Source organism: Elizabethkingia bruuniana (assembly GCF_002024805.1).
In the GTDB taxonomy this organism is placed as follows: Bacteria; Bacteroidota; Bacteroidia; order Flavobacteriales; family Weeksellaceae; genus Elizabethkingia; species Elizabethkingia bruuniana.
The window spans coordinates 2845248-2858326 of the sequence record NZ_CP014337.1 but is presented as its reverse complement, the minus strand read 5'-3'; the positions used below and the strand labels follow the sequence as shown (position 1 = coordinate 2858326).

Sequence of the window (13079 nt, the reverse complement as noted above, 5' to 3'; positions counted from 1 at the left end):
ATGGACCCGTTTAGCGCTATGCAAGTAGCTAGTATGTTTAGTGGTACCGGCGGAGATACCCCAAATTCAACAACTGCAACAACCCCTACAGGTGCAAACGCTTTTGATGTTGGCGGTATACTTGGGAATATTCTCGGGGGTGTTACAAAGTTTATAGGATGCCTTGGAAAACAGGCATGGACTACGGGAGTTCTTGATGAAGCGAGAAACGCTGTTGATAGTGTTGTACGTAATATCAAAAGTGAGAGAGACGCAGAAAACGCACTGAATGACTTTGCAGCTATTATTGTTTCCATGCCTGCACACCGTGATTCTATGAAAAATGCCTGTACCAAAGAAAACATGGATATCTACACAAATTATGTGAAAAGTGTTCGTGAGAATATGCTAAGGCAATTCGATGTTCAGGAAATCGGGATTTCCTATTGGAATCCTGTCGGCAACTATCCTCATGGGGAAAAATCGGGATTGATTCAAAAAGTACGGGTTTTAGGAATGAAAAGTAGTACAATACCTGTGTTCCCAGACCTTCCGGTAAATGGTGGAGTTGGTCAGGGAGAGTATCAACCTCCGGTTGTTACAACACCAAATGTTGTTCCTACGCCTGATAACGGAACATACTACACAAAAGATGAAATAGATACTATTCTGAACAGTCAGTTGAAAAACAATCTTGCGAGTAATGATGTTCAGACTTTGCAACAACTGCAAACAATGTTGAATGCAAAACCAAATTGTAAAGGTGGGATTGTCAACGGAAAACCTTACTTGGATTGCTCCGTTACCAATGACAATACACAAAATATGATTCAGGTTGCCGGACTGGCATTAACTGCCTTGGGTCTTGTGTGGATGGTTACTAAGAAGAAATAATAAAACAGTTTAAAAAATTAAAAAGAAAAATACATGAAAGATTTCGTAGCGTTTCTGGATAAAAGCATTTATACCGGAAAGGATTTTAAAATTAAGTACGGGCATTTATTCGCTGGTGCTGTAGTATTGGTAGCCACTTATTTTTTGTTACCAAAGAGGGTTCAACGTCAAATTAAATTCTAATTATCATGAGTTACAATAATTATAAAGTGGCGGGTAATTGGAAGCAATACCCACAAAAAAGAACTTTTGCACCGTACAATTCAGGGTACGGACGTAGTACCGGTAATGGTTCAGGAATCAAAAAAAGCGGTGCTGTGTATTCCAGAATCAAGAAAGGGAAAAATGAAGGGCATCAGGCGGTTAATGCATGGAGAAAAACCCGTAATGGTTTAATGACGGCTAGTGCTATGCCTGTAGATGGTGTACTGCATTCTGATAAAAAGGGTAACGAGTATCTACGTTATGTTGTTACTATCGTTCATCAGGGATTCGGAACTACTCAAACCTATTGGAGTTTAATGAACGTGAAGAAACAAACGATCACTATTAGTGAACTTGGTTTAGTGATTTCTCCAAACGGTTCAGGTCGTACCGGATCAGGAAGAAATGTAAGAGGGTATTTCGGAAAATTCTCACGCAGATAAAAATAGAAATTATGCAAAAAGTTGTTGATCTATTGGCAAAGTTTGTCAAACATGGAGAAAAATTAAGCTTCTTCGCTAACCTCGTTATTACGGTGGTTAATGGTGCTACGAAATGGCTTGAAGAAAATGCACCGAATCAGCCTATAAAAAAATAGGGATGTTTAATTGGTTATTGAGTTTCGGGTGGCTTATTCTTATTCTTCTGCCCTACGCAGGTTATGCGGTTTATTTCTTATTGTTTGAATGGAACTGGCTACCTGATTCTGATAATCTTAATATGAAAAGTTTTGAAAATGATAGATAAAATTTTGGCTTTGGGCTTAACCGCCCTCGGGGCTACCATGATAACGAAAAAAGGGAATCTATTTATTGATAGTAGCAGTTTTTCATTTGAAAATTTCAATTATGAGTATAATGATGAAATGTTCTCATTTATTAAATCATATGAAGGTTTTCGTTCTACAGCTTATTATCTTTCTGGCGAAGCAACTTATACTATAGGCTTTGGGCAGACTTCTTGGTTTGATTTAAATACAGGTAAAGTTGTTAGACGTGTCCAGAAAGGAGATACTATTACTTTTGATATGGCATTAAAGCAAATGCGAGCATATTTTAATACTTCTAAAGATTCTCCTAAATTGGAGATAGACGCAATTATTCGTTCTATTGGTGTTAAATTGAATCAACGTTTTTATGATATGCTTTTACAAATAGCTTATGGATCTCGTTCTATGCATAGGGCAGCAGGTTTTAGGAATCAATATATTACGATGCTAAGAAGAGCCGATAGAAATGATGATTTAGTATACTTGTCTAGATTATTGCAAAATAATTATTTATACTACATCCAAAATTTTGCAAATTTCAGTACTTATGGTCTAAACTGGTCAAGAAGGTCATTAGGTGTTTCTTACTATATTTCAGGTTTAGGAAATTGGGAATTTTCAAATACCTATAAAGAAATAAAGACACCTTATTCTAAAGTGTCTTTATGATTCTTACCAATCTATATCTGATTTTTTAATACATTTTGGATATGTTTGTTGTATTGCTGATCTGCGTTCATAATTGAGTAGTCCGTATGCTCGGAAACTTAGTGAGTTTCTTTCGTAAGTTTCAGTTTTCTTAAAATCGTCTGTATTAGGGAATGTCTTATCAAATTCTTGTTTGCTCATAAATTCAGGATACTTTTTAGGGTTTAATTTATAGTTTTTCTGCATACAAACATAGAAATCAAAATCTGTACCTGCCCCTTCAACACTCGGGAAATATGATATTTTGTTAAGATTGATAAGTTGCTGTTTTGTATATATTTTCTTTGATTGTCCAAAAGCAAGAGTAGAAGCCAAAACAGATAAAAGTAAAAATGTTTTCATATAAAAAATAAATGTTAATAATCGTTAAAAAATGAAAAACAAAAATAATACCAATAGTTTAAATTGGGAAACAATGTTAATAATTGTTATTGTGGGCTTTATTGTCTACATATTCGCAAAATCAAAATGGAATTTAGATAATTTCTTTAAAAATGTCTTTTCTCTGGAATGGTGGAAAGGATTATTAAAAGGAAATGTAACTACAAATCCTACTGTCGGGGGAAGTTCTGATGGTACTCTTACTGAACCTGACGCAAGCGGTACGCCTGTCGGAACTAAAAAAAAAACGACTGTGGTTGCGGGGAATCCTGAAATAATTAATCAGGATGTTGATAATAGGTTTACGTATAATGCGAAATATTTTACTGATCGTGAATATTTCGGTGTTGGTGTTATTCCTGCTCCTTATCGTTCCAATTTTAGTGTTTTGCTTCTTCAACTGGATCGTATACGCGAGGCTTGGGGTTCTCCTGTTAAAATTACAAAAGGCTATCAAAAGCCAGCCAGTAACATAAATGAAGCTTTCTACAATGGCTTTAATTTATGCTTAGCGGTAAATATTGTGCCTACTGTCGGAAAAGCCAGTGATTTAATAAATGTAGTTTCCAGAATGATGCAGGATAATGAGATTGTAAAAGGTACTATAGGTGTTACAAATGGACAGCTTTACATTCATTTCAGTGGTAAATATAAAAATCTGGGATAATGAAGAAAGTTTTAATTTATACAGGTATAGCCATAGTAGCTATAAACCTGTTAAGCGGAAAAAGCGTTAAGGATATTATTCCGGATGGAAAACCAAAACCCGATGCTTCAAAAGGTGGTATAAGTTTACCCAGTGATCTAACAGTAAAACCCGGAGTGGACACTGGTCCAAAAGTCACAGACGGAATAACGGTTACCCCTCCGGTAGCACCAAAACCACAAGTTCCACCAACGACAGCTCCGGTAACGCCTCCGCCTGTTGTCGTTCCTCCTCCTTATATTCAGACTGATCCAAAGACGGGTAATTCTGTAATTGTTACAGGTCCTATAATTTCAGACTGGTAATTTTAAATAAAAAAATAAACATGAAAAATATTGATTTCAAACAAATAGCTATTTACGGGGGTGTTGCCCTGTTGGCTTACAAACTCTTTAATACAAAGGTTTCTATTAATACAGGTTTGCAACCTAATGCAGGAACTGGGATTAAACTTCCTACAACTCCTGTTGCTCCAATTGCACAGGCTTACACATCTCAAAGTCCATTCACTACTGATCCTTTGGCTAATCCATTATCAGAAGACGAATTCAGAAAATTATTAATCTCTAGTTTAGTAAGGTATTAATATGAAGCTATTTGAGAGTGCAGATGCTATTTTAACAAAGTTTCCTTTATCCACTGCCGGAAGTGTTGCTTTGTCTGTAAACTGGGGAGTATTAACTCCTGTGTTTTTACAATTAGGTCTATTCGTTGTAGATTTACTACGGCAAAAGTTTATAAGGAAACAAAAGAGAGAAAAGCAGGTTATTAATGAACCAGATTTGGAAAAATAAAAATGATTACTCCCTACGGGTGTTTAATGGTGGTTTTATCATTGTAGAAATGCCTTTTGTTGGAAATTGTTATAAAACTAGTATTTGGCTTTCTGAATCCTATAAATACAGAAATTGGACACATTTCGAAGCTTATAACCGAAGATCAGGACAATTTGTAGGAACGTTTTCCCGTGGTTCGTTTATACCTCCTTTTCCCAGATTTTAAACAGACAGAATTGTTTTAAGATCTTACCCTACTTTTTCGATTAATACTTGGTTGTATCTTACCCACTCTATAACAGATGTGGGTATTTTTTATTAATTTATTATGTTAAATTGTTATTTAAAATAAAATGTCTAAGTTTAAACATTGAATCATTAAAATATTATTAAATGAAAAAACATTTATTTTATCCCGCATTATGGGGAATTCTAACACTATCTATTTTCTATTCCTGTCGTACCGATAGTGTTGCAACTGAACAAACTCAACAGGTAAATGAAAAAATTGTAGCTTTTGAAAGGTTTGAGAAAGCTAATAATATTCAACCTAAAGCTAGTAGTAAAAACGATGCATCTTCTGAAAAGTATGTAAGCTATGCCGCTCCTTTTTCTGAAGTAATCTCTAATTTCTTGGAAAAGCATTCTGATTACCGTGAAAGACTTGAAAAGGAAATAGGAAAAATAAGATTGGATGTAAGTTCAACCACTTTTGGAGAAGGAGCAAAAGGTGTATTGTTTCCTGTTACAGATAAAAATGGTAAAGTAATTGGAGCTTGGGGAGGAATTGTAAATGAAGAAAGAGACTTCGTCAAATTCTATTATTTAAATAATTCTTCGCAGGAAGTTGCTTCTATTAAAAATGCATTTCAATCTTATTACGATAGAAATACAGGAAAGTTAGCTACTCTTGCTACTGCATCAAAAAGCGCATCTTTGAATCCAATTGCCAAAAAGGCTACAGATATTGAAGAAGTTGTAATTACAGTATACAAACCTCTTACTTATTATGATTTACCTTCATGGTGGCATGATGCAGGTTGGACTGACCCAACTAAAAACCCTGGGCCTGGGCCAGGTACTACTATGGAAGGTGGTCCCGGTACACATGGAGGCGGAACTAATGGAACTGATAATAGTAACCAGCAAAAAGATCCTTGTAGCGGTATGAAAACTCAAAGAGAGGATAAAGGCTTTAAAGATGGTGTTACTGATTTAAAAGGAAAGACAGGATTAAAGAAAGAAACTGGGTATACACAGCATGGAACAACAGGTGAATATACATACCAAGAGAATGCTAATGCTACTGAAACTGCAAATAGTTTAAGATTACCTGATGCGGAACGTTATAATGTAAAAAGCTACCTACATACTCATGTAGATAACTATACTTACACAAGTGATGATGGAACAGAAATAACTAGAGAGGGTGTCAAAATGTTCTCACCTGCTGATGTTATATATATGATGGATATGCTTCGTAATGCAAAGACAAGAGGTATTGATTTTTCAGACGTATCTGGAACTATGGTTACCAGTACTGGAACATACACACTGAGGTTTTCTGGGAATGAGTACCAGCTAAAATCTTTTACCGCAGAGCAATATCAGGGATATACTTCATCATATATAGATTTTATGACGAAAAGTCCTGACTTAAGTTTAGAACAAAAATTTCTTCAGTTTATAGACACTAAAATGAATGTGAAAGGTATAGAGCTATTTAAATTAAACGATGATGGTAGTAATACTAAAATATCTTTGAATTCCGATAAATCATCCGTAACCACATCTAATTGTCCTAATTAATTTATAACTTTAATGAAAAATACAATGAAAAATTTTATTATAACAACACTTTTATTTTCTTCAATTTCATGCTATTCCCAAACAGTAGGATTAAAAGAGGTTGCAGCTTCGGAAGATAAATCTTTAAAAAATGTAAGTTATTTAAAAGATTCTGATCGTTCACTAAATAAGTTTGAGGGAACGTGGAAAGGAGAATATAATGATAAGAAATATGAATTCAAATTTGTAAAGAAAACTCAGGAAAATTACACCCCAAAAAGAGATGTGTTAATTGGGAGGTTCATAGTTAAGGATTTGGCAGGAAACATACTTTATAGTACTTTAGATAAACCTGATAATGATACGGGATTATCGGGTCTTAATTTTCAAAAAGACTTAAAAATTTATAAGATTAATTATGCAGGAAAAGATAGCAATTGTGGAGAGTATGGAACAGTGTATATCTATTTTAAAGATCCTAATAATCTAAAGGAAATGAGTTTATTATTTTTAGGTAGTGGAGATATAACTGTAAAAGAAAAATGCAAAGACTATAGCCCTCTTATTTTGACAGAAAAGACTTTAAAACTTACTAAGCAATAATTTTAAAATAATTAAATACAATACCCCGACTAAGCTCGGGGTTTTTCTTTAATACTTATTTTTTTTGAATAGGTATTTTTTTTGTTAAAATCCTGTCCTGATCGTATTTTGATCTTAAGTTTTGTTAATACTGGATTATATCCTACCAATTTATTTAATTATGGGCTGATTTTTTATCTATATTCGGCGTCCTTTTTGAATTGTTAAAAAGTGTTAATAAAACACCTCATGAAAAAGTATAATCAACTGACTATGCAACAAAGGATTCTTATATCCTTCCTTATTAAGAAAAACAAATCTCAAAGTTACATTGCCAAAGAATTGGGCGTACATCCTTCTACTGTATGTAGGGAATTAAAGCGTAATAAAACCTCTAAAGGACGTTATAATTATAACTTGGCTCAATCCTTTACAGAAGACCGTAAGAACTCTAAAAAGCGATACACAAAATTTACTGAGGAGGTAAAAGCCTTTGTAGAGAGAAAGATAAAAAAGCGTTGGTCTCCTGAACAAATAACAGGTTTCTGCCGTGCGAATTCTATTCCTATGGTAAGCCATGAAAGAATCTATCAATACGTTTATAATGATAAGTTAAACGGTGGAGACTTGTGGACGAATCTAAGAACGCAGATAAGACAGAGAAAAAGTAGAACCCGCAAAAGACAGAATAGATTTATTGCTAATAAACGCATGCTTTCTGAAAGACCTCAAATTGTCGACTTAAGAGAAAGATACGGAGACTGGGAAATAGATTTGATTTCAGGAAAAGGACATAAGAGTTTTGCCGTTACTGCTGTTGAGCGTAAAAGTGGTTTTTCTCTTATTCATAAGATCGACAATAAAAAAGCTACTACGGTTAAGAAAGCGGTTATCAATATGCTTAGTCCATATAGGACAAATGTGTATACCATTACCAGTGATAATGGACTGGAGTTTGCGGAACATCAAACTATAAGCAGTAAGCTTGAAGCAGATTATTTTTTCTGTGATCCGTATAGTAGTTGGCAAAGGGGATTAAATGAGTATACAAATAAACTTTACCGTCAATATATACCCAAGAAAACTTGCATAAAAACTATAGAGTACAAAGACCTAATAAGCTACCAAACAGCCCTAAATAATCGACCTCGAAAAAAGCTAGGATATAAAACGCCAAGTGAAGTTTTTTTATCTATATTTGACCACTGAAAAATTGCACTTCAAACTTGAATCTGCCATTTATAAAAAAATAATGATCTTAACTAATATTTTATGTGTGAAAAAAATCATTATAATGCTAAATAATCTATTTTTTTACTTTTTTTCTTTTCAATCTCTAATTTTATACTGTTCATAAAGCTTGAAATCAGTTTGTTATCTTTTTCACTGTTAAACGGACATAGAGAACAAAAAGTATTTCAGTAAAGTAAATTAGACTAATTCTTAAATACGAATCACAATCTTCCCGACTGTTGTTCCGCTTTCTATCTGCTGATGGGCTTTCTTTATTTCGTCCAACGCATAAGTTTTATAAATATGTGGCTTTATAATTCCCTTTTCCAGTAAGCTGGCAATCTGCTGCATATCTTCTCCGCTGGAATATACTTTCATATAAAAGCTGGCATGAAGATGTTTGGCATGTGCTGCCTTTTCATCCTCCGCTTTGTATCCTGAAGGAAGTCCAATAATAGTTCCAAACGGTTTCAATACCTGTATAGATTTCGCAAAATTTTCACCGCTAATAGCGTCCAGTACAAAATCCAGATTATGTAAAACCTTCTCAAATTTCACCGATTTGTAGTCTATATGCTCATCTGCTCCTAATCCTAGTACAAAATCTTTATTTTTAGCCGATGAGGTTCCGATAACATAAGCGCCCAGATGCTTGGCTATTTGTACGGCAAAGTGGCCAACACCTCCGGAAGCAGCATGAATCAATGTTTTGTCATTTGGGCGAAGCTTACCATAACTGTTAAAAGCTTGCCATGCAGTTAGTGCAGCAAGGGTACTGGCTGCTGCCTCTTCATGGGATATATTTTGTGGCTTTTTAGCAAGGTGTGATGCCGGAGCGGCAACATATTCTGCATAGGCCTTACCATGTCCGGTAAAATTAACCATTCCAAAAACCTCATCTCCAATTTGAAATTGTTCAACCTTTGCACCAACAGCTTCTACGACTCCGGATACATCCCAGCCTAAAATAATGGGATCATAAGCCAGTAACTCAGGAGCCCAGCCTATGCCTTTTCGGATTTTATAATCCACAGGATTGATGCTGATGGCTTTAGTCTTGATTAGTACTTCATCCTCTCCGATAGAAGGGACGGGAATATCTTTGATTTCCAGTTGATCGATATCTCCAAAAGCATTTAATACAACAGCTTTCATTCGCAAGTTAAATTTGTAATGATTGATATAAACTGTAAATTATTTGCTTTTCAGGTTTACCTGAGGAATATTGAATGCTGCAACGGCATTCAGGCTTGTCTGAATGTTGGATTTAAGATCTGTCAGAAATTTTTCAATATCCGGAGCATATCCTCTTTCACTAAGCCCGAACAATACAACACCTGGATTACCAGAGCTATCTGTAATACTGCGGTAACGGTAGATATTGCGCTCGATAATGGCAACACTGCCTTTGTTATCATTAGCGCTTAGTAAAAAGTCTAAAATAATCTCGCCATTGTTTTCATACATCTGGAACTGAACGATAGGATTGGTTTCCTTTAGCTTTTTCAGTTCATTCAGTTTTATACCAGCGATGTCTTTTACAGCGTAACTGCCGGCGATATAATCTATCATCAGCATTCTTTTGTATTTGTCTGTCTGTTCTCCGGGAGTCAGGTATTCCTGTTTGTAGTAATTGGCATTCGGATGTGAAGACCAGTTGAGGCGCCATGAGGCATTGTCGAACTGTACAGGCCCGGGAATGCTCAGGAAGTCTGTCGCTTTTTGCTGTCCTTTTACAGACATGCTGAAGAGTATGGCGATCAGTGCCGGAGCAAAGAGTTTAAATAATTTCATACTAATTGTGTGAGTGGTGTTTTACAAAAATATTGAATTATTATCATCAAACGGGTATTTTATTCATAATTTTTTAAAGCATTTTTCAGATGTGCTGTAACCTGCTCTGAGAGGCATGCTGGCTCCAGAATTACGGCTTCCTGGCCAAAAGATAAAACCTCCTGCATAAAATCGTAAGTAGGATGCAGGAAAAACTCGAACCAGATATGTTGTGGTGTTTCTCTGAAACTCTTTTGTGAAGTATGCAGCGGAAAACTGCGGATGTATTCACCCTGGTGGCGGGAACATTTCAGTACAATGCGTTCCGGTTTTTGTTCTGCAAGATTCATCACACCAAAAGCATTCTGAAAATGTTCTTTAAAATTCAGATTGTACTTTTCACGAAACTTTCCATTGCTTACTTCCAGATAATTGATTCTGTCCAGTCCAAAAGATTTCAAGGCTTTATCTTTTGTATCTACGGCAATCAGGTACCATCTGTTTTTAGATTCTTTCAAGGCTAAAGGCTGTACTTTGCGGGAAGTCATCAGTCGGGTCTGATAGCTGAAATGCTCGAATGTGACCACTCTTTTATTACGAATGGCAAAAAACAGATCGTAGAAATGCTCAAGTCCGGTAGGTTTGCGGGTTTCGAAGAATACAAAAGAAGAGAAATCCGGATGCAGGTTCAGGGCATTGCTGATCTGAAAAGATTCCAGAAGCTTTTGGTTGTACTCGTCGATTTCCATTACCGGTCGACTCTCGATGTAATAACGGTTGTCGCCTTTCTTTTTGTTGTGGATATTAAGGTTGAAAAGGCTGGCGATTTCTTTAATATCCCTTTGCAGGGTCCGGATAGAGTAACCGGTGATCTTGGCATCCTGAAATTCGAAGGAGCCCAACAGATACTCTTCCAGTTGTGCATAAGTTGCAGGAGAGCTTTCTAATCTCTTAATAATAAGAGCATAGCGGGTAAGATAGAAATCTTTTTTCATGGGGTTATGTTTGTTTTATGGTCACTCTCAACCTCCATGATCACTGAAATCAAGCAGGTTTCGGAGTCATTAATTTTATGAACCAAAGATAAAATAGTAGAGCGACAAGATATGTCGTTCTATATTTTGTGGATAACTTTTTTGGAAAAAAGACGCTGATTTTAATTCGGGAAATTGATCGTATTTTGATTATTTTTCTTTCAGGAAAGCTATAGGAGTATCTCGTTCGTATAAATATACTATGTTTAATAAAACAAGCTGCCTGAAAAGGCAGCTTGATAAGTATTTTTGTAACTTTAACTTTTTATAAGTTCCACTTCTTTACATTTTATTATAAATTTTGAATTTTCATTTTCTTCAATATGTAAATCATTATAATATTTTGGAAAGAAATCAAAAGTAATTACTCCATTTTCTTTTTTTATTAAAGCACTAGAAATTACTGTACTGTTTATTTGAGAATTATTATAAAATCTAATCAAAGATATTTTCTTAAATACTAAAATAATATTTTCTCTACTATCTGTTGTCCAATTATATAGATTTATATGTATTTCACAAGAATTTGCACCAATTTTATTGGAATAATTAAATTCTTGAATAACAGCATCTGAAAATAATTCATAGTTTTTTTTTATTTGCTCTATCATAATATTTCTATTTTGCTAAGGGTTGTGAATATCTAGTATTAGGTGGGATTACTTTGTAATCAGTCGGAACAAGTGTGTGGGGTATGTGGTTTTCTAATATCACGTGACCACTATTAGCATCTCCAGGTATTGACATATTATGTCCATGTCCAGATAGCCAATTTTTACCATGCGTTTTGAAATCAACCTGAAAAATTAATTCACCCGATGTCGCGGATTTGTAATCCGTGACTTTATTCTATCCTATAAAGATAATTTCAATATCCAATGCGCTATCTAAATCTGAATAATTTCTGGCTGAACTAAAATAATAATTCTCAGATTCAGTTACTATTCTTTCTTTTACAGGATTTTGATGTATATAATTAATCTTTTCTTTTATCCATTTATTTGAAAAAACCTCTTCTGCATGATAACCATCTTGCCATACTTTGTATCCTTGCTTTCTAGACAGATGTTCACAGTTTTTTTTGAAATAATTCAATAACCACTCTCTTCTACTCTCTGGTTCTTCTATAATTGTATGAATGATTTTTTTTGAAGTGTACTTTTTGAAATCTCTCATTATCTCTGCTAATGAAATATTAGCATCAGCTCTGCATAATAAATGTAGATGGCTATGCATTAGACAATACGCAAAAATAGTAAGGCCTTTGTTTTCCTGACAATATTTTAAAGCATTAATAATAATATACTTTTGATTAAGCCTTGTAAAGATATCTATCCAGCCAACAGTTGTCATTGTTATAAAGTATGTTTGTGTTATTTCCGTTGCTTTATACTTTGTTGACATTTTGTGTTTTTAATTTCATGTAATTATAATGAAAAAAGCACGGATTACAAATCCGCGCTATCGGGGCTTTATTTACATTTGTTTTATTAATATACTCCTTGGGTGTTGTTTTATAGAATCCGAATCCAGACCACCCATAGATGCACAGAAAGTAAAAGAACAATATACCCAAAGATATTGTGGCAATTACGATGATTACTTTTTTCATTATATTTTAATTGAGTAGAATTTTTATATTCCCCGATGTGGCGGATTTGTAATCCGTGCTGCCGGTTCTGCAATAGAATGCGCTAACTAGTATGTCTATTTAGAATAGTTTTTATATTGCTTAAAAACTATTATCCAAACGAGTATACAAATTATGATATCAAATAAATATATAAAGACTTGCTCACTAATAAGATCTTGTAATCCAATGCTTTGATGTATAAAGTACGGAATAATATTAAAAAAGCCTGGTTTTATAATAATTACAAAGAGTATTATGCTTACAGCACTTGGTATAAAATAATATTTGAAATTTTTCATTACCTTCCTTATTTTCCTTGAACAGTCACTTTTATCCCTCGCTGGTGCGAGCATCTTGCTCGTGCTAATTATAAATTTACATCTATTTCAAATATCTCCTGATAGTAATCACAATAATTTCTAGCACTACTATACTTCCACCTCCAAGGGTCCATATTCTTTCTACAATAATCTATGCATTACAATATCAAATATTCTATTCTGGTAAAAACATCAATCCAGAATACCGTTGCAAAACTTATAAAATAAGCGCCCTCTTTTTCATGAAATTTATATTTTCTGCTCCTATTATAAAATTAAAGAATTAGATTAAACAGCAA

Annotated in this window: 19 protein-coding genes and 1 pseudogene; 13 read left to right on the top strand and 7 right to left on the bottom strand. The window is 34.4% G+C overall.

Annotated features, from left to right (window positions below; translation table 11 throughout):
• The 5 genes from AYC65_RS13215 to AYC65_RS13205 all read left to right on the top strand — a co-directional run bounded on the left by AYC65_RS13215 (window position 1) and on the right by AYC65_RS13205 (window position 2515).
• Window positions 1–873 carry a hypothetical protein gene (locus AYC65_RS13215; protein ID WP_034868876.1) on the top strand — a complete coding sequence of 291 codons (873 nt, stop codon included), beginning with the start codon at window positions 1–3 and terminating at the stop codon, window positions 871–873.
• A gap of 33 nt (window positions 874–906) precedes the next feature.
• Window positions 907–1056 (top strand): hypothetical protein, encoded by a 150-nt coding sequence (locus AYC65_RS20785; protein WP_157877519.1) that lies wholly within the window; start codon window positions 907–909, stop codon window positions 1054–1056.
• Between the two features lie 5 nt (window positions 1057–1061).
• Window positions 1062–1520 carry a hypothetical protein gene (locus AYC65_RS13210; RefSeq protein WP_034868877.1) on the top strand — a complete coding sequence of 153 codons (459 nt, stop codon included), beginning with the start codon at window positions 1062–1064 and terminating at the stop codon, window positions 1518–1520.
• Between the two features lie 11 nt (window positions 1521–1531).
• Window positions 1532–1675: a hypothetical protein gene (locus AYC65_RS20780; protein ID WP_157877518.1), complete on the top strand. Its 144-nt coding sequence runs from the start codon at window positions 1532–1534 to the stop codon at window positions 1673–1675.
• 138 nt (window positions 1676–1813) lie between these two features.
• On the top strand, window positions 1814–2515 hold the full coding sequence (locus AYC65_RS13205) for a glycoside hydrolase family protein (RefSeq protein WP_034868879.1): 702 nt from the start codon (window positions 1814–1816) through the stop codon (window positions 2513–2515).
• A gap of 3 nt (window positions 2516–2518) precedes the next feature.
• On the opposite strand, the gene AYC65_RS13200 is transcribed toward AYC65_RS13205, so the two are convergent.
• The gene (locus tag AYC65_RS13200; RefSeq protein WP_034868882.1) at window positions 2519–2896 is read right to left on the bottom strand and encodes a hypothetical protein; all 378 of its coding nucleotides are present in this window, start codon (window positions 2894–2896) and stop codon (window positions 2519–2521) included.
• 31 nt (window positions 2897–2927) lie between these two features.
• Here AYC65_RS13200 and AYC65_RS13195 point away from each other — a divergent pair, with 31 nt between their 5' ends.
• From AYC65_RS13195 to AYC65_RS13165, 8 genes are all read left to right on the top strand, one after another.
• On the top strand, window positions 2928–3602 hold the full coding sequence (locus AYC65_RS13195) for a hypothetical protein (RefSeq protein ID WP_059333848.1): 675 nt from the start codon (window positions 2928–2930) through the stop codon (window positions 3600–3602).
• Window positions 3602–3946, top strand: a complete 345-nt coding sequence (locus tag AYC65_RS13190; RefSeq protein ID WP_034868889.1) for a hypothetical protein — start codon at window positions 3602–3604, stop codon at window positions 3944–3946. Before AYC65_RS13195 ends, AYC65_RS13190 begins: the two co-directional genes overlap by 1 nt.
• A 20-nt stretch (window positions 3947–3966) precedes the next feature.
• A complete protein-coding gene (locus tag AYC65_RS13185; RefSeq protein ID WP_034868891.1) occupies window positions 3967–4227 on the top strand; it encodes a hypothetical protein in 261 nt (86 codons plus the stop codon).
• 1 nt (window position 4228) lies between these two features.
• On the top strand, window positions 4229–4435 hold the full coding sequence (locus AYC65_RS13180) for a hypothetical protein (protein WP_034868893.1): 207 nt from the start codon (window positions 4229–4231) through the stop codon (window positions 4433–4435).
• A complete protein-coding gene (locus AYC65_RS20885) occupies window positions 4413–4643 on the top strand; it encodes a hypothetical protein (RefSeq protein WP_034868896.1) in 231 nt (76 codons plus the stop codon). The genes AYC65_RS13180 and AYC65_RS20885 overlap by 23 nt, the downstream gene beginning before the upstream one ends.
• A 167-nt stretch (window positions 4644–4810) precedes the next feature.
• Entirely contained in the window at window positions 4811–6226 is a 1416-nt protein-coding gene (locus AYC65_RS13175) for a hypothetical protein (RefSeq protein WP_052114652.1), read from the top strand.
• A 12-nt stretch (window positions 6227–6238) separates the two neighbouring features.
• A complete protein-coding gene (locus AYC65_RS13170; protein WP_059333847.1) occupies window positions 6239–6808 on the top strand; it encodes a DUF6705 family protein in 570 nt (189 codons plus the stop codon).
• Window positions 6809–7036: 228 nt separating this feature from the next.
• The gene (locus tag AYC65_RS13165) at window positions 7037–7996 is read left to right on the top strand and encodes an IS30 family transposase (protein ID WP_034868902.1); all 960 of its coding nucleotides are present in this window, start codon (window positions 7037–7039) and stop codon (window positions 7994–7996) included.
• Window positions 7997–8230: 234 nt separating this feature from the next.
• Here the strand turns inward: AYC65_RS13165 and AYC65_RS13160 are convergent, their stop codons facing one another.
• The 6 genes and pseudogenes from AYC65_RS13160 to AYC65_RS21255 all read right to left on the bottom strand — a co-directional run.
• Complete coding sequence (locus AYC65_RS13160; protein ID WP_034868906.1) at window positions 8231–9175, bottom strand: NADP-dependent oxidoreductase; 945 nt, start codon at window positions 9173–9175, stop codon at window positions 8231–8233.
• A 39-nt stretch (window positions 9176–9214) separates the two neighbouring features.
• The gene (locus tag AYC65_RS13155; RefSeq protein ID WP_034868909.1) at window positions 9215–9814 is read right to left on the bottom strand and encodes a hypothetical protein; all 600 of its coding nucleotides are present in this window, start codon (window positions 9812–9814) and stop codon (window positions 9215–9217) included.
• 59 nt (window positions 9815–9873) lie between these two features.
• Window positions 9874–10788: a helix-turn-helix transcriptional regulator gene (locus tag AYC65_RS13150; RefSeq protein ID WP_034868911.1), complete on the bottom strand. Its 915-nt coding sequence runs from the start codon at window positions 10786–10788 to the stop codon at window positions 9874–9876.
• A gap of 296 nt (window positions 10789–11084) precedes the next feature.
• Window positions 11085–11438, bottom strand: coding sequence for a hypothetical protein (locus AYC65_RS13145; RefSeq protein ID WP_034868914.1), 354 nt, complete (start codon window positions 11436–11438; stop codon window positions 11085–11087).
• A gap of 238 nt (window positions 11439–11676) precedes the next feature.
• A complete protein-coding gene (locus AYC65_RS13140) occupies window positions 11677–12231 on the bottom strand; it encodes an REP-associated tyrosine transposase (protein ID WP_034868916.1) in 555 nt (184 codons plus the stop codon).
• Window positions 12232–12950: 719 nt separating this feature from the next.
• Window positions 12951–13043: pseudogene (locus tag AYC65_RS21255) on the bottom strand (transposase); the annotation flags it as partial.
• Window positions 13044–13079 lie beyond the last annotated feature (36 nt).